The organism is bacterium, assembly GCA_024224155.1.
Lineage (GTDB): Bacteria > Acidobacteriota > Thermoanaerobaculia > Multivoradales > JAHEKO01 > CALZIK01.
The window spans coordinates 1-16,646 of record JAAENP010000200.1; the positions used below are offsets into that span (position 1 = coordinate 1).

Below are 16,646 nucleotides of genomic sequence, written 5' to 3' on the forward strand. Positions count from 1 at the left end.
GTGCCGCACCCAGGGCACCGCCCGCGTCACCGGCAGCGGGTTGGATCCACACGTCGTCGAAAATGCCCGACCGCAGGATCTTGCCGTTGGCCACGCAGTTCAAGGCGACGCCGCCGGCCAGGCACAGGTTCTTCATCCCTGTCTCGGCGTGGACGTGACGGGCCATACGCAGCATGACGTCTTCCGTCACCGCCTGGATCGACGCGGCGATATCCATCTCGCGCTTCGACAGCGGCGACTCGGGTCTTCGCGGCGGACCGCCGAACAGGTCGTGCAGCTTGCCGCCGGTCATGGTCAGGCCCTGGCAGTAGTTGAAGTAGGACATGTCCATGCGGAAGGAACCGTCTTTCTTGAGGTCGAGAAGCTTGTCCAGGATCTCCTGGGTGTACTTCGGCTCGCCGTAGGGAGCCAGGCCCATCAGCTTGTACTCGCCGCTATTGACCCGGAAGCCGGTGTAGTAGGTGAATGCCGAGTACAGGAGCCCTAACGAATGGGGGAAGTGGAGCTCATGGGAGAGATCGACCCTGTTGCCTCGGCCGACGCCGAAGCTGGCCGTGGCCCACTCGCCGACGCCGTCCATGGTGAGGATGGCGGCGCGGTCGAACGGCGACGGGAAGAAGGCGCTGGCTGCGTGGGATTCGTGATGCTCGGTGAAGACGTAGCGGCCCTTGAACTTGCTGTGAAGCCCCTTGTCCATCTGCCGGGGCAGCCAGAGCTTCTCCTTGAGCCACAGCGGCATCGCCATGCGAAAGGACCGGAAGCCCGCCGGCGCGTAGGTGACATAGGTCTCGAGCAGACGCTCGAATTTGGTCAGCGGCTTGTCGTAGAAAGCCACGTGATCGAGCTCGGAGGCGTCGAGGCCGGCCTCCTCGAGGCAATAGTCGATCGCGTGCTGGGGGAAACGGAAATCGTGCTTCTTGCGGGTGAAGCGCTCTTCCTGCGCCGCCGCGACGATCTCGCCGTCGACGACCAGGGCCGCCGCACTGTCGTGGTAGAAGGCCGAAAGGCCTAGAATGGATGTCATTGAATAGGTGCTAGAAAGGGTGTGCGAGTCGGTTTGAAATCAAGAATAGGCTACTGGACTCGGGTTGCGCGGGTACTCCCGGCATTCTACAGCCTCAAGCGTTCGATCTCGAAACGAACAGCCCCCACCATATCGAGGCTCGACGTCGATCTCCTGACCACCGGGACCACAACTCTCAGCAAGGGTAAGTATCTCAAACTCTCGGGCTATTTGAGACGTGATCTGGGCCGGGCCGTTGCCCTCGGACTGCACAGGGGGCCGGCCCGGCGAGTGGTCGATCTCGGTTGCGGAGTCGGCTACTTCCTGGCCGTGTGCCGCCATTTCGGCCATCGAGCGCTGGGCCTGGATGCGCCTCCCGAAGAGACCGACGCCTGGGACGTTCAGGTCATGCGGCGCTTCTACCGAGAGATGGTCGAGGCGCTCGAAGTCGATAGGGTTTCCTGGAAGATCGCGCCACGGGTCGAGCTGCCGGAGCTCCCCGGCGGGCCGTTCGATGTGGTCACCGCGAATCAGGCGTCCTTCCATCACTATGATCTTCCCGAACCCTGGGGAGCGGGCGAGTGGCGCTTCTTCATCGAGGATCTCTGGCGTCAGACCGCTCCGGGCGGGCGCCTCGTGATGTTTCTCAACGCTCCCGAGGGCGAGGACCAGGTGCTTACGGAGGAGGTCCGGCGTTGTCTCGAGGGTCTCGGAGCCGCCATCGACGGACGCTGGGTCCGGATCAGCCGACCGGCCTAGATGTGGTTCTTTCACTGAACCAGCCCGCGGTTCGTTTGAGGCCGTCCCGCAGCTCGAGTGGCTCCGCCCATCCCAGTTCGCTTCGGATCTTCTCGGCGCTGATCGACGAGCGGCGTTGCTCGCCGGGTAAACCCGGACCGTGTCGGGCTTCGATCCGAAGCCGCAAGGTCTCGGCCAGTAGACGGAAGAGCTCCACGACGGAGGTCTCGACGCCGGTGCCGACGTTGTAGGTGCGAAAGCCGGATCCGCCCAGGGCGGCGAGGTTGGCTTCTACTACGTTCGACACGTGGACGTAGTCCCTGGTCTGGAGGCCGTCACCGTGAATCGTGCACTTTTCATCGGCGAGTAACCTCTCCAGGAAGATCGCGATCACGCCCGCCTCTCCATGGGGGTTCTGTCGCTCGCCGTAGACGTTCGCATAGCGCATGCAAGCGACATTCAGGCCTTTTTCGATATGGAAGTAATAGAGATAGCGCTCGCTGGCGAGCTTGGCCACTCCGTAGGGTGACACCGGCCGGCACGGATGGTCCTCACCGGCGGGAAAGGTCTCTTGCTCACCGTAGATCGCGCCGCCCGTCGAGGCGAACAGGAACTGCTCGACACCGGCGGCCACGGCGGCCTCGAGAAGGTTGAGCGTTCCGAGGATGTTGACCTCGGCGTCGAACCGTGGCTCGCGGGTCGAGCGGCGCACGTCCATCTGAGCGGCCTGGTGGAAGATTGCCCTGGGAGCAACGTCTCGGACAAGATCGGCCGCCTCCGGGGATCTTATGTCGCAGCGGTGAAACTCGGCGGCTTCGGGCAGATTGTCGGTCGTGCCGGTCGATAGATCGTCGAGGATGACAACGCGGTGACCGCGAGCGAGCAGCCCATCGGCGATGTGGGAACCGATGAAACCGGCGCCCCCGGTGACGACATAGGTCTCGGTTGACATCAGTGGGTTCTCTGTTTCCTTCAATTAATTGCCCGGCTTTCGGCCTCGATCTCGACCTCGACGCGACTCGGCGCGGCGTGACGCGACAATGCCGCCTCGGGCAGCAACTCCGTCAGGAGAATCCGAATGGCGTCGTCGTCCGCGCGCCGGACGAGCTCTCGGAAGGACTCGAGAATTTGCTCCAGCGGAGCATGAGGATAGGCCTCTAGCTTGCCGATAAAGACCTTGGGGTGGCTGGTCCGATCGATGGCCTCTCCGGAGAGCTCGAGCTCCTCGTTGAGCTTTTCTCCCGGCCGAAGTCCGGTGAAGACGATCGGAATCTCGGTATCGGGCTTGAAACCGCTGAGTGCGATCATGTCCCTAGCGAGGTCCAGGATGCGCACGGATTCGCCCATGTCGAGGATCAGGATGGCACCGCCGTCGCCGATGGCTCCGGCCTCCAGCACCAGCTGAGCGGCTTCGGCCGGGGTCATGAAATAGCGCCTGGCGTCGGGATGGGTGACGGTAACCGGTCCTCCGCGTTCGATCTGCCGTCGGAAGACGGGCACCACCGAGCCCGCCGAGCCGAGGACATTGCCGAATCGTACGGCCAGAAACCTCGTGTTTGGATACTCGCGGTCCAGATCCTGGACGATGAGCTCGGCGAGGCGCTTGCTGGCGCCCATGATCGAGGACGGTTTGACCGCTTTGTCGGTCGAGATGAGGACGAAGACCTCCACGCCCGATCGAGCGGCTGCCTCGGCAAGAACTTGAGTAGAAAAGACGTTGTTCTTGATCGCCTCGGACGCCTGGAACTCCATAAGTGGAACGTGTTTGTGGGCCGCCGCGTGGAATACGGCGTGCGGCCGGGTCCGGTCCATGATGGCTCGGATCCGGTCGGCATCGCCGGTATCGGCCACGAAGGCGTGAACCTCGAGCTGCGGCCAGAGCTCGCGCACTTCTCGATCGATCTCGAACAGCGCGCCCTCCGCGCGCTCCACCAGGATCAGGCGCTGGGGGTCGAATCGCGCGATCTGCAACGCCAGCTCGCTACCGATCGAGCCGCCGGAGCCGGTAAGAAGAACGGACTTTCCGGTCAGGAGGGCTCCGATTCTCGCCTCGTCCAAGCGGACGGGGTCTCGGCCCAGGAGATCCTCGATCTGCACTTCCCGAAACCGGGCGATCGAGACCCGACCGTCCAGGATCTCGTAGTAGCTCGGAATGATTCGAACCGGGATGCCCGTGCGGTCGCAGCTCTCGACGATCCGGCGTATGGTCGCCGCCGCGACGTCGGCCATGGTGATGACGACCTGCTCGACGTTGTACTCTTCGACCAAGCGCGCGATGTCGTGGGTGGTTCCCAGGACCTTGAGTCCGCCGATGAGGGAACCCTGTTTTTCCGCGGCGTCGTCGGCGAAACCGATCAGCTCGAGCTCGGCATCTCCGCGCCCGCGAATCTCGCGCACCGCCATCAGGCCGGCTCGGCCGGCTCCGACCAGGAGAACCGGCTTGCGGCGGCGCCCTTCGGATTCGGTCTCCCGCCGGATCCGCTCCGTCTGCTCGAATAGAGCTCGGCGCAGCACGCGGAGGGCGAGAAGACCGCCATAGGCGAGCACCACGTCGGTCAAGATGATCGATCGCGGAACTCGGAGCAGATCGAGCGAATCGGGCAGCCCGAGCCGCAGCAGTAGAAGCGGCAACGAGGAATAGAAGGCAGCGCGCAGAAACGTCTTGACCTCGCTCATGCCGACGTAGCGCCAGACAAAGCTGTAGATGCCGAGCGCGATCATCGCGCCGAACTGGACGAGAACCACGAGCGGGAGCTGGATGAGCGCCGGGCGCACGTACTCCTGAGGTACTTCGAAGTCGAATCTCAGCAGGTAGGCGAGCGCGAAGGAGACCGCCAGGACGGTGAGATCGAGAGCGTACTGGACTTCGCGCCGCAGATAACGACCGGTGCGGGTCGGAGTCGTTTCGGCTCTCATGGGCGTGATTCTAGAAGAATGCTCCGGGGCAACCCTATGTAGGACGCGACAGCCGCGGTCGTCCGAAGAAAGGGCGGATCTTGCGCTTGAGGTAGCGGCCGAGCTCGCCGCGTCGGTAGGCTTCGCTCAAACGGTTGCGCAGGTAGGCGCCGCTCAGCGACTCCGCGTAGTCGGGATTCATCGATCCAGCCAGCAGGTGGCCCAAGAGGCGCGCGGAGGTGGGCTGAGTTTCCGTATCCGGCAGATGCCCGGCTCGGAGCGCTTCGCAGAGCTGCCGAGTGGCCTCCAGGCTTGCCGGCGAAACTGCGTGGCCGATAGCCGGCTGCCAGACGGAGACGAGGTCGCTCCACTCGACCTTGTCGGGAACGAGATCGATGAGGTCCGCGATCATTCGAAACAGAGGATAGGTAGTCGGTCGCAGCAGGTGCTGCTGGAATCCGTGAACCAGGATGTGGGCGGCCAGAAGGGAGGGCGAGGGTAGACAGGTCGAACCCGGAAACTCCTCGAGCCGTAAGAGCGAATCCCGGTCGGCGAGGTCCTCGAAGCCGGCCGGTCGATCGCCGACCAGCTGCACACCGCGAAGAGCGAAATGCACTTCGAGGGAGCCGCCTTCCGGTGGCTGCAGTATGGGCAGATGCTGCTCCGTGGCCTCCGCGGGGGAGCACGAGAAGTCCCGTTCGAGCAGTTCTTCGAATATAGCCTCGGCGCGTTCTTTGGGGACTAGGATGTCGATATCGCTGAACGAGCGCGCTCCCACCGGGACACACCCCGCGAGGTGGAGAGCCAGCCCTTTCAGGAACACGACCGGTGTTTCGAGTTTCGCGGCGACGGTGGCGACTTCTCTTGCCGTTTTCTCGTAGAGTAGGCCGATCGCGGCTGCTCCCGCCTGGGCTCTGCGAAAGTCGTCTCGAAGCTCGCCCGGGAGCTCGCGCGCTTTTCGCCGGGCGCCGATCCGTTCGGTCAGCGCGAGCCTTCGCGCATCAGCCCATGCACGGGTGGGGTCGAAACCGGGCTCCGGAGAGGAGCTTCCGGTTGCGAAGGCGGCCTCGAGAACCCACCGCAGCTCAGGGGTGAAGTGAGGCTCGGGGGGGTGAAGACCCTCGATCTCAATCAAACCGGTGCCAAGAACTCACAGGTTTTCCCCTTTTCACCCGACAACTTCGAGAAGGCGGGCTGGGACGCCGACCGCGATGCAGTTGGACGGCAGATCGCCGGTCACGGCAGCTCCGGCGCCGAGTCTTGCCCACTCGCCTATGACCACCCCGGGGACAACCACCGAGCCGATGCCGATGAGCGTTCCGGGTCCGACACGTACGTTGCCGGCCAGGCGGGCGCCGGGCGCGAGATGGACAAAATCACCGAGCTCGCAGTCGTGGTCGATGCTCGCGCCGGTGTTGATGATGGCATGGGCGCCGATGCGGGCTCCCGGTTGGACGATGGCGCCGGCGCAGACGAGCGTGCCGGGTCCGAGCACCGCCGAAGGATGAACGTACGCCGTCGGGTGGACCGCGGTAGTCCAGTTGACGGTCATGGAGCCGGCCTTCTCGGCACGCAGCCGGTTGTCACCGAATGCCGTGATGACGCAATCGGGACTCTCCTTGGCTAGGTCGGTAATCGGGCCACCGATAGGCGTGTTCAAAACCTGCTTTGCCCATTTTGCCGAGTCGTCGTCGAGGACCTTGTGGGGCTTACGTCCGGCATCCTGCAAGGTGCTCACAACCACCTTGGCGTGGCCACCGGCGCCGAGCACCAGAATTCGCTCACTCATCTTCGTATCCTTCGAATTTCGGCATCGTTGCGTGCTCGGGTGCGCTGATCCCTCGGCCGCGGATCACCTGAAACAGGGTCATCGCGACAATCTTGAGATCCAGGGCGAACGTGTAGTGATCAACATACCAAACGTCATAGGCGAATTTCTCGGTCCAGGTCAGGGCGTTGCGGCCGCGAACCTGAGCCCAGCCGGTCAGCCCCGGTCGAACGTCGTGCCGGCGGCGGTGCTCAGGCGCGTATCTCGGCAGGTATTCCTCGAGAAGCGGTCTTGGCCCCACCAGGCTCATGTCTCCGCGCACAACGTTCCAGAGGCTCGGCAGCTCGTCCAGGCTGGTCCGGCGCAGGAGCTTGCCGAACGGGGCGAGGCGAAGTGCGTCCGGAACGCCGTCGGCCGCTGGCTTCATGGTCCGGAACTTGACCAGCGTAAAGAGGAGCTCATTCCTCCCCGGTCTCACCTGGCGAAACAAAACGGGGGAGCCCTGGAGGAGGAAAGCCAGGAGTCCGAGAAACACGAGCAGTGGAAGCAGCGCTAGCAGACCGATCGCTCCGACGGTGAGATCGAAAAGGCGCTTTCCGTACTTGGTGTAAAACCGGGGGTGTTGCCTTCTGGAGGTCATGCGGTCAGGCATCGATCCTTCCTGGGGTGGCTCGACAGACTCGAGTAGAAGAGGCGCCAGCGCTCCCAAACCACGTCCCGCGAATATATGGTGCGTGCTCTCTCCAATGCGGAGGCTCCGTGTCGATGGCGGAGGTCGCTGTCTTCGAGGTAGCGGCAAAGCGCCGCTCCGAGAGCCCGCCAGTCGCCTTTGGGGACCAGCTGCCCGGTCTCTTCGGGTAGGACTGCGTCCATGGTGCCGGTCACCGAGTAGCCCACGGTCGGCACCCCCGAGGCCGCCGCCTCCAAGGGCACGTTGGGGAAACCTTCGCGATACGAGGGAAACGCGACGACGGTCATTGCCCGATACCAGGGTGCCGGGTCCTCCACGAAACCCGGTGTAACGGCCTCCGTCCTTTCGTTGAGGAAAGTCATGGTCGCCTCGGACACGGGATCACCGGCTTCGAAGTCCCCGAGCACCAGCAGTCGAGCTTTTGGGAATCGTGTCAGCACCACTGTCTCGCAAGCCTGGACGAGGTCGTCGATGCCCTTGTCCCGCACCAGCCGGCCGACGAAACCGATCACCGGCGCATCGAGAGCGAGGTCCAGAGACCGGCGAAGTCTCTTGCCGTCGCCGTCGACGGCCGGGTGGAAGCGCGAAGTGTCGACACCGTTCGAAGAGCCGGCGCCGAGAACGACGGTCTTTTCGGGAGAGGCCAGCCCTCGCCGGTGGATCTCGCTGCGCAAGCTGCTGCTGACACAGACGATCCGGTGAGCGCAGAAGGAGGACATGCGCTCGGCGAACGACAATAGAGCCCGTTTCCAGCCGCTGGTGGTTTCGAGACGAAGCCCGCGGATCGTACGTATGCGGTGAGGCACTCCCGCAAGAGCGCTCGCGAGCATGCCGAGTAGCCCCGCCTTCGGAGTGCTCGCGCTCACGATGTCCGGCCGCAGTCGGCGCAGTAGCCGGAGAAGCGCAAACAGGCTCAGTAGGTCTCTCAGTGGGCGAATCTCCCGTTCCATCCTGACCTCATAGCAGCGGGCGCCCTCATGGGCTCGGACCTCGTCCAAATGCCGACCGGGAGAGGTGATCAGGCTGACCGCGAAGCCGTTTCGAGCGAGGAACGCCAGTTGGCCCCTGAGCAGGTAGCGGGCGGTGATGGAATCGGTGACGACGAAGACCAGGCTGGCTTTCGCTTCCGGTATGTGCTCAGGCGTGGTCATAGCCGACTGCCGGGTTCAGTCGTCGACGGCCTCTCGGGGCGGCGACGGCAGCGCCCTCCGTGGCAACGCCCGCGGCCTCCTCCGCCCGCAGTGACATTCGCTCGTAGCCGTAGGCGAAGGCCTCGAGGAGCAGAAAAACCAGGAGCAGCAACCAGAAAGTCCGCTCGGTGAGATGCCGGTTGTACAGGTAGCTCACCGAGAGGCTCGAAATTGCCACCGCCAGCGCCAGGTAGCTGGCGGCATAGGGCGATCCGCGCATGCGTATCGCCAGCCGGCCGGAACCGATGATGATCCGGCCGAGGAGCGCGAGATAGAAAACCAGGCCGACGACCCCGGCTTCTGCCAGGAACTTCAACGGCGTGCTGTGAACCTCGTGCCGACTCGGGTTGTAGAGCCAGAGGTGAAAGGTGCCCCAGCCGATTCCGAGAACCGGCTGGGCTCGAAACGCCGCACGAATACCCTCGGCCTGCATCGCCATGAAACCGCTCTCTGAAGCGCCGGAAACGGCGTCGGTAGCTGCGCGCAGGCGGCTTCCGATCATTCCCACCCGGTTCTGGAAGAACTCGCTGCGTGGGAGAAAGTCCTGCCCTTGCGTGTAGAGCAGCCCCAGGAATCCGATGGCGAAGGCGAGAACGAAGGCCACGGCCGCTCGGCCTCGCCGCAATACCAGGGTGAACGCGACCACCAGCGCCACCAAACCGATGAAAAGAGCCAAATAGACCGATCTTCGCCCCGAGATAGCGACCGCGTAGAGGCTGAGCGACAGAGCTATGAAGCATATCGGGGCCTTGATCCACCTGGTCCGTGCCCGATTGGGCCAGAACGTGTAGATCAGAACCAGCCAGAAGGCCGTGAGCATGTAGATGCCCATGTGCGAGCGGTTACGAAAGGGCCCAACGGCGTCGATATCGGTCGAAAAGAGAAACCCCTGGCGCAAGATCCAGGGGCCGACGATTGCGGCCGAAACCGTGATCCAACGCAGAATGAATTCGGGGCTGATCTGCACAAGCAGCAAGAGGTTGTACAGGGCCAGAAGAAAGAAGAACAGAAAGACCAGAATCGAAACCTGTATCAACCCCGTCGTCAACGATCCCGTCTGAGTGTTGACCAGAGAAACCGAAGCCACCAGAACGATGAGCCCGACCGTCGAGATGACGGCATTGCCCACGAGAGGGTTCCGGTCCGCGGACAGGAAGAACAGGGCGATCGTGAGCGCACCAACGACCTCGAACAGTCCAACGTTGTTGGCGATCGAGGGGATGAACTTGATCTCGGTCAGGAAGGCCGAGAAAACCATGACCGGCAGGGCGAGAACAAGGAGGGGTCGAGGCTTAGGATTCGCCATGGCTCAGCGACTCAGGATGACTCGGCTTGGTGAGATCGAGGACGAGGCGAGCAATGGCTGCCGCGGCGGGTTCGGTGGTCGATCGGTGCAAATGGTGCCGCAAGAATCGGGACGCTCCGCGAGGATCATAGTCCAGCAACTCGCGCACCTGGGGCGCCATCGGCCGTGACCAGGTCAGGCCTTGAGCCGCTTCGTCGCTCACGTAGTCGAAGACAAAGCCGGTTCCGGGCAATTCCAGGACGCCGAGCCTGACACCAAAGAGCAGGGCCTCGAGGCCGACAGTGGAGGCCATGATGACGGCGACGTCGGTACGCGCCAGGAGAGAGAACAGGTCCACGTCTTCGGCGAATTCGAGACGATCCAAAGCCCGTAGGCCGCTGAGAGCTTGCAGGTAATCGCGCTTTGATTCGCTCGAATGCAGTCGGAGCGTCAACTGCAGTGTGCCATCCTCGACCAGAGGCGTGATCCCGTCAACGAAGCGACGCACGAGGGCCAGTTTCTCGCCTGCCGAGCAGTAACCTTGTTCTTCGACGGGGTTGGTCACCAAGAGGAGCTTGCGCTCTCTGGACTCTCGGTGCCCCAGGTCCCTTGGGGCAGGCGCCGGTTCAGGTACCGCGGTGTGGTCGAACCGCGGATTCCCGGTCACGTGAATCCGATCCGGCTCGACACCGACATCGCGAAAGTAGGCAACGCTCGATTCACCCCAGGCCGCGATAGCACTCGCCCCTCCGCGTCCGTAGGCGCTCTCGCGCTTGACGCCAGGTAGCTCGAAACGTATCCCTTCCTGCACCAAAAGGTATGGAGTGTTCGTCTTGCCCAGCATTCTCACGATTCGATCGTAGGGGTAAGCGGCGTCGTTGGGCAGCACCACGAGCCGGGGCTTGGAAGACAGAAGACCAGCGATTCGGGGGCCGAGCAGGCAGCGCCAGACGAAAGCTCGGATCTTGCGGTGGCGGCCAGAGTCTCTCTTCGATACCGAGATCCCGCGCGCGACCGCGCCCTTACGGAGGTTCAAGGTTAGAACCCGCCGCCAAGGCACGCCGAGTCGGTCCAGGGCCGACCTCGGAGAGGACCGGCCGCGAAGTTCACACAGCGAGAGAACCCGGCAGTCGACGTCGCTCTGTTCGATTAGATGGCGTATGACCGGAATCAGCATGGCGGGGTGGTGCCGATCGTTCGAGATCAGGAATGTGACCTCGGTCATCGCTCGTCAGCTGGTTCGGTTGGTTCACCGATCAGAACCCGGAGGTAGTCGTTCACCACTGGCTCGGTGGCGAAGCTTCGAGCCCGTTCGCGGGCTGCGTTCCCGAGTCTCGTGCGAAGGTCTTCATCCCGAAGAAGCCCGGACAGCTCGTCGGCTATTTCCTCGGCGGAGTCGACCGAAACCAGCAAGCCGTCTCGGCCCGGAGTGATGATCTCGTCGGGCCCGGCCGGGCAATCGGTGGAAATCACCGGCAAGCCGCAGGCCATGGCTTGGATCAGGACTCCCGGAAGGCCCTCATATCTCGAGGACAGCACGAAGATGGTCGCGCGAGACATGTGACGAAGCGGGTTCTTGACGAAACCAGGGAGAAACAGCCGCTCGCAGATACCAAGGTCGGCGGCTTGTGACAGGAGGTTTCCCCGAAGGGGGCCCTCGCCGAGGATGACGAGCCGGGCCTCGTGCTCGGGGTCGAGCTTGGCGAAGGCCCGGAGCAGGACGTCGAAGCCCTTGGCCGGGACCAGCCGCCCCGCGGCCAGGATGACCGGAGCGTCATCGTCGTATGGAGGCTCCTCCAGGTCCTTGGCGGCAAGCCGCTCGAGCTCGGGCCCGACGATCGGGTTGTAGACGACCCGGATCCGATCGGGGTCCAGAAACAGTCTATCGATCAGGTCGTTCGCGACCCCTCGTGAGACCGCGGTGATGGCGTTGGCAGTGGGGTAGAGCAGCTGCTTGGCCAGGAGCATCAGCCATTTCTTGGCGAAGGGCTGGTCGCGCAGCAGCACATTGCGTTCGGAGAGAATCAGACGGCCCCGGCGGCCCGAGAGTATGTGTGCGATGCACGCGGCCACATTGGTGCCGCTGCAGGTGGAGAGCAAGATGTCCGTTGAGGTGCTCTTGAGATAGCGAGTCAGCGGCCACCAGGCCGTCCACAGGCTGGCGGCCTTCAGCTCGTGGAGGGGCACGTCCTCGGGCACGTCTTCGAGATAGGGTCCTTCGCGGCGGATGAGCACCAGGGATGGAGTCACCTTGGCCCGATCCAGGAACTGCAGAAGGGTGATTGTGACTCGGTCCGCGCCGCCGAGGCCCAGAGTGGGGCGGACCACAACAAGCGAGAGCGGCCGTGTCTCGGGCTTCGGCATGGACAAGTCAGCGTAGCAGCTTCATTTGTACCCGAGCAGGCGGTTCAGCCATCCGAAGAGCAGCCCGAACGCCAGGCGACGCGGTAGCGTCAACTCGGTTCGCCAGCGTTCGTCCAACTGGATGCCCTGATCGGAGCCGGTCGCCATGCGGTTTCCGCCCAGGCCGAGGTTCGGGTGCTCTCGGTAGCGGAGCATGGCGGGCTCGAAATCGAGGTCGAGCAGGGAACAGACGCTCGCGAGAGCGGTCGCTGGATCTCGTGCCAAGTCCTCGTAGCGCAGGTCGAGCCATTCGGACTTGCCGAACCGGCGCCTGAGCAGCAGCGCCGCGATCGTGAACTTGGGCCACTTCGTCAGCGCGAACACCGGGCGCTGGTACTTGCTCCGGTACGAGTTGTAGACCGCGCGTCCGTCTCGCATGAGATGGATGACCCGGAGGTCGAAGCTCCCCGACTTCAAGAGCAGCGCCAGCCGCTGCCACGACTTGGAAGCGTCGACCAGGACACGCGCTTCGGACTCGCGAAACAGGCAGTCGAGCAAGTCCCGATTCGGTTGGGTCCATTTCTCGATGTCGGCGGAGGTGGAACTGAAGATCCGGGCGGCGGGAAGCGGTGAGAGATCCAGGTCCGAAAAAGCCGATCCGGTCGAGTCCCGATAGCGACGTTTCACCGCGACCCAGAACGGATCCCCGAGAATCGTGGATTCGGCCTTTCCGCTCACGTGCTCTCCGATCGAGGACAGCTCGCTCAGCCCGAGGACCTCCGAGTGCGCGTTGAGGAGAAGATTCAACAAGGTTGAGCCGCAATGACCGGCGCCGGCTATGTACGCCAGCAGATACCGGGGGCGATCGATGGTCGGGCTCACCCGGCTCCCTCCCCTCGAACCGATCCGGGTTCCATGAGCCGCCGGACAGATGACACCGTCCGTTCCGCGTTGACGGTGTGCTCGTAGCGGCGTCGAGCTTCTTGGCCGAAGCTCGACACGGCGCCGCGGTTCCGGCAAAAAAAGATCAGCGCCCGCCTGAGATCGTTCTCCAGGCGTGTCGATCGAAGCAGGAAACCGCTCACGCCATCTTCGACGATATCGAATGCCGAGCCCACCCTGTCACTGGCAACGACAGGGGTCGAAAGGCTGGCGGCTTCGGTGATGACGTTGCCCCAGCCATCGTGCTTCTCTCGGTCCCCGACTCGGAGTGTGTGCGGGTGCACGAACACGTCGGCCGCTCGATAGTATTCGTGGACGCGATCGGCGGGAACCGCGCCGCAGAACCGGATTCTGGAATCGTTGTCCGCGAGTTGCAGGCACCGGTCGTGGTAGTCGAGCGAGGTGACGCCGCGGCCGGTCTCACGGGCAATCGGCTCCCCGACGATCAGGAGCCTGGGATTCTCGCCCTCCTCGAGCAGCTCGCGGACCACAGTGATCAGGACATCGAGACCTTTCTGCGGCATGATCCGGCCGAGATAGAGAAGGAGCAAGGAGTCTCCGGCGAAGTCGCGCAGCTCCGCGGCGCCTTCGGGGTCGGCCTCCCTGGTGGAGAGATCGTCGTGAAGGTAGCTGAACGGCAGAACGGATTCGGGTCCGTGCCCCTTGCTCAGCAGATATTCCCGGGCCTTGCGGCCTCCCACCAACATGCCGCGAGCTCTTGTCTCGATGAAGTCCGTCAGCAGTTGATCCAGGAGCCAGTAGGGTCGGGTCAGCCGCGGCAGACTTACGTCCAGCCACCGTTCTTTGCGAAATGCGATCGGTGTTCGGCGTCGTGAAGCAGCGACGAACGCGACCTTCGACTTCCAGGAGTCCGAAGTCGAGCTGACGACCAGGTCGGCTTCGCGGGCCAGGTCGGCGACCCTACGGCCGAGCCGGATCGTTCGAAGAACATGCCAGGGTTGGAGCTTGGATTCCGTTTCCGAATCGAGAATCTCGTGGTGGAACAAGCCCAGAAGCTCGCTCGAGGGAGCCTCTCCGGGAGGCGGCGGCCCGATCCACAGGACTCTGAGATCGAAGTTGCGCCCGAGCGTCTCGTACTTGATCCGATCGTAGTGCCGGTATCGATTATTGATGTAGAGAAGCTTTCTCATGGTCGGGCTTGGTCCAGACCGCTGAGCACGTTTTTCGCCCGCAGGTCCCAGGTGTAGTTAGCCAGCAGATCGTGCCGGGCGGCGGATCCCAACTCGTCTCTCAGGTCCGCGGATCGTTGCAGGCGCCGGATAGCCTCGGCCCACGCCTCCAGGTCATCCGGTGGAACCAGCAGAGCGTTCTTGCCGTCCTCGAGAACCTCGCGCAGCACAGGCAGATCGGAAGACACGATCGGCTTGCCGGCGGCCATGTATTCGAACATCTTGAGAGGCGACATCCAGCGCCCCGCGTCCGAACGCCCGCCCGCTACGGCCACCTGCGGCTGATAGGGCATGACGACCGCGTCGAACGAGTCATAGAGACCGGTCATTCGTCCCGGTGGCTGGAATCCGCAGAATCTCAGGTTGGGTGGTAGGTCGCGTCCGGAGAGGTGTGCGAGGGTTTCTCTCGTGCCGCCCACGATTTGAAACTCGGTGTTCGGCAAGAGACCGGCGAGGGGCACGAGAATCTCGAGTCCCTTGCCACGATAGAGCTGCCCGACATAGCCGACACGGAACTTGACCATGGTGTCGCGCTCGGCTCGGTCGGGCGTAGCGCTGTCCTCTGAGCCGGGGACGGGGTCCGCGCCGTCGTGAGCAATGAGAAGGTCCGCGCCGGCCAGCTCAGGGTAGAGTCGCGAATAATCCTCGGCCAGGGCTTGCGAGATCGCGACCAGGCGCTTGAAACTCTCCGGGCGGAGAACCAGTCTCAGGAGCATCCGCTGGGCGGGTCCGGGAAGGGGTTCGTGGGCTTCGAATACGGTCGGTATCGAAAGCCGGGTCGCGAGCCAGCTTCCGTAGAGATCTCGACAGTAGGCGAGGTCGAAACGAGAGCGGCTCGCGCGCAGAAACCTCGAGAGACCGGTCCCGTATACGAGACCGCCTCCGGGCGCGGCCGGCCGCTTTATCTTGGTGAGCTCGAAGTCTTCGGCGACGCCGTAGAAGGCAAAGTCGTCCAAGACATCGACTTCTTGGCGGGAGAGATTGCGCTTGGTGGCCAGGTGAACCTCGTGGCCGGCCCTCGAGAAGGCCGCGCACATCTTCATGACCTGGACGCTGCTGGCGCGGCGCGACGGCACGTAGCTCGACGAGAGATAGGCGACCCTCATGACGCGGTCCTGTGGAAACGGTGCAGAACCTTGTCCTCTAACACCCTGAAGAAGCGCAGTTGCCGAAGAGCTTCGAGCGTGTCGTCTCCAAGGAGGAGGCGGGGTGCGATCAGAAACGCCACCGTCAAGGTGATCGCGAGCGGAAGCAGGGTCGCGGCGACGATGGTCGCGGGGGACGTGAACCAGGATCCAGCGACCTCGATCAGAAGCCAGCTTTGCGCTCCAAAGAGGAGGGCAAGCACGGCCGGGCGGAACCAGGCCCCGAAGACCTCCGACCAAGCGACTCCGGTCAGACGGAGACTCGTGTGGAGAAGCAGCACCGAGTGGCCGACGATCGCAATTGCCACGCCACCCGCCACCCCACCGATTCCCCAGCGGCTCCCCAGCCAGGCGCCGCAGACCACCAGGATGGCGAAGACACCCTGTATCAGAGCCAGCTCGTAGACCTTGCCCGCCGCCATGACTACCGGGCCACACAGCTTTGCCGTGGTGCGGAGAAAGAAAAAGAGCACCAAGATGCGAAACGGAGCAATGGCACCGAGCCACTCCTGGCCCAGGAGAGCTTCGATCAGCTCGGGCGCCACCACATACAAGACCACACTCGAGGGAAGCACCGAAATGGCGTTCAGTGCCAGTCCGCGGCGAAAGCCACGACCGAGACGCACGCGATCGTCCTGAAGTCGGGACAGAAGCGGAAAGAAGGCGGTGGTCGCGATCTTCTGGTAGAGACGTGTCGAGGTCGCGACCAGGCTGTAGGCGCGCGAGTACAAGCCGAGGGCGCCGGCGCCCAGCAGTCGCCCGACGAGCAGCTTGTCGCCCTGGAAGGCGAGAAAGCCGAAAATGCCCGCGAGCGTAATCCCTCCGCCAAAGCTGAGTAGTTCGCGGGCCGAAGACCAGCTCGGCAGCGGGATCAGCGGAAAGGGCCGAACCCATGACAAGAGCGCGAGCTCGAGAGCGGCGTGTGTCACGGTCGCGAGAATCAGCGCGTGGAGACCGAAACCGGCCAGACCGAGTGCGACCGCGACGACGCCGAAGCCGAGCAGATAGGCTGAGGCCTCGATGGCCGCGAGTCGGCGGAACTCGAGATCGCGCTGCAATAGCGCCTGCGGCATCGCGGCGAGTCCCCTCAAAGGAAAAACCAGTGCCAGCGTGCGGATGGCGTCCTTGACTTCGGGCATTCGATAGAAACCGGCGAGGAAGGGGGCACCCAGCCAGGTGGCTCCCGCGACCAGGAGAGACAGGCCGAGGGTGATGGCAAGACCGGTTCTGATGTGGCGAGTCTCGAGGTTCTCACGTTGAACCAGAGCGGGGCCGATGCCGATGTTGGCGAAGAGGTTGGAAAACCTGATGACGACGAGGGCGGCTGCGTAGATGCCGAGAGTCTCTGGGCCCAGGATTCGAGCGATGACAATGCCGAACGCGAGTTGGAATACGGCGCTCAGGCCCCACCCCGAGGCCGTCCAGAGAGCGCCGGAGAAAGCTCTGTGAGTCAAGG

The 16,646-nt window shown here is 63.6% G+C and carries 15 protein-coding genes; 1 reads left to right on the plus strand and 14 read right to left on the minus strand.

Annotated elements, in window-relative coordinates:
* The coding region (locus tag GY769_10955; GenBank protein ID MCP4202437.1) for a hypothetical protein at positions 1–1,024 on the minus strand (1,024 nt) is incomplete at its 3' end.
* 33 nt (positions 1,025–1,057) lie between these two features.
* Between GY769_10955 and GY769_10960 the strand changes: the two genes are divergently transcribed.
* A complete protein-coding gene (locus tag GY769_10960; GenBank protein ID MCP4202438.1) occupies positions 1,058–1,762 on the plus strand; it encodes a class I SAM-dependent methyltransferase in 705 nt (234 codons plus the stop codon).
* Here the strand turns inward: GY769_10960 and GY769_10965 are convergent.
* Genes GY769_10965 through GY769_11025 form a run of 13 tightly spaced genes read right to left on the minus strand, consistent with a single transcriptional unit; the run spans position 1,746 to position 16,644 of the window.
* Entirely contained in the window at positions 1,746–2,693 is a 948-nt protein-coding gene (locus GY769_10965) for an NAD-dependent epimerase/dehydratase family protein (GenBank protein ID MCP4202439.1), read from the minus strand. The genes GY769_10960 and GY769_10965 overlap by 17 nt on opposite strands.
* Before the next feature lie 20 nt (positions 2,694–2,713).
* Entirely contained in the window at positions 2,714–4,657 is a 1,944-nt protein-coding gene (locus GY769_10970) for a polysaccharide biosynthesis protein (protein MCP4202440.1), read from the minus strand.
* Positions 4,658–4,691: 34 nt separating this feature from the next.
* Positions 4,692–5,771 carry a nucleotidyltransferase family protein gene (locus tag GY769_10975; GenBank protein ID MCP4202441.1) on the minus strand — a complete coding sequence of 360 codons (1,080 nt, stop codon included), beginning with the start codon at positions 5,769–5,771 and terminating at the stop codon, positions 4,692–4,694.
* Positions 5,772–5,804: 33 nt separating this feature from the next.
* Positions 5,805–6,425, minus strand: coding sequence for an acetyltransferase (locus GY769_10980; protein MCP4202442.1), 621 nt, complete (start codon positions 6,423–6,425; stop codon positions 5,805–5,807).
* On the minus strand, positions 6,418–7,044 hold the full coding sequence (locus tag GY769_10985; GenBank protein ID MCP4202443.1) for a sugar transferase: 627 nt from the start codon (positions 7,042–7,044) through the stop codon (positions 6,418–6,420). Before GY769_10985 ends, GY769_10980 begins: the two co-directional genes overlap by 8 nt.
* A complete protein-coding gene (locus GY769_10990; protein ID MCP4202444.1) occupies positions 7,041–8,246 on the minus strand; it encodes a glycosyltransferase family 4 protein in 1,206 nt (401 codons plus the stop codon). Before GY769_10990 ends, GY769_10985 begins: the two co-directional genes overlap by 4 nt.
* A complete protein-coding gene (locus tag GY769_10995; protein ID MCP4202445.1) occupies positions 8,233–9,591 on the minus strand; it encodes a hypothetical protein in 1,359 nt (452 codons plus the stop codon). The genes GY769_10990 and GY769_10995 overlap by 14 nt, the downstream gene beginning before the upstream one ends.
* A complete protein-coding gene (locus GY769_11000) occupies positions 9,578–10,795 on the minus strand; it encodes a hypothetical protein (GenBank protein MCP4202446.1) in 1,218 nt (405 codons plus the stop codon). The genes GY769_10995 and GY769_11000 overlap by 14 nt, the downstream gene beginning before the upstream one ends.
* Entirely contained in the window at positions 10,792–11,934 is a 1,143-nt protein-coding gene (locus GY769_11005; protein MCP4202447.1) for a glycosyltransferase, read from the minus strand. Before GY769_11005 ends, GY769_11000 begins: the two co-directional genes overlap by 4 nt.
* A gap of 21 nt (positions 11,935–11,955) precedes the next feature.
* Entirely contained in the window at positions 11,956–12,795 is an 840-nt protein-coding gene (locus tag GY769_11010; GenBank protein ID MCP4202448.1) for a sulfotransferase, read from the minus strand.
* A complete protein-coding gene (locus GY769_11015) occupies positions 12,792–14,006 on the minus strand; it encodes a glycosyltransferase family 4 protein (protein MCP4202449.1) in 1,215 nt (404 codons plus the stop codon). Before GY769_11015 ends, GY769_11010 begins: the two co-directional genes overlap by 4 nt.
* Positions 14,003–15,151: a glycosyltransferase family 4 protein gene (locus tag GY769_11020; GenBank protein ID MCP4202450.1), complete on the minus strand. Its 1,149-nt coding sequence runs from the start codon at positions 15,149–15,151 to the stop codon at positions 14,003–14,005. The genes GY769_11015 and GY769_11020 overlap by 4 nt, the downstream gene beginning before the upstream one ends.
* Positions 15,148–16,644: a lipopolysaccharide biosynthesis protein gene (locus tag GY769_11025; protein ID MCP4202451.1), complete on the minus strand. Its 1,497-nt coding sequence runs from the start codon at positions 16,642–16,644 to the stop codon at positions 15,148–15,150. The genes GY769_11020 and GY769_11025 overlap by 4 nt, the downstream gene beginning before the upstream one ends.
* Positions 16,645–16,646 lie beyond the last annotated feature (2 nt).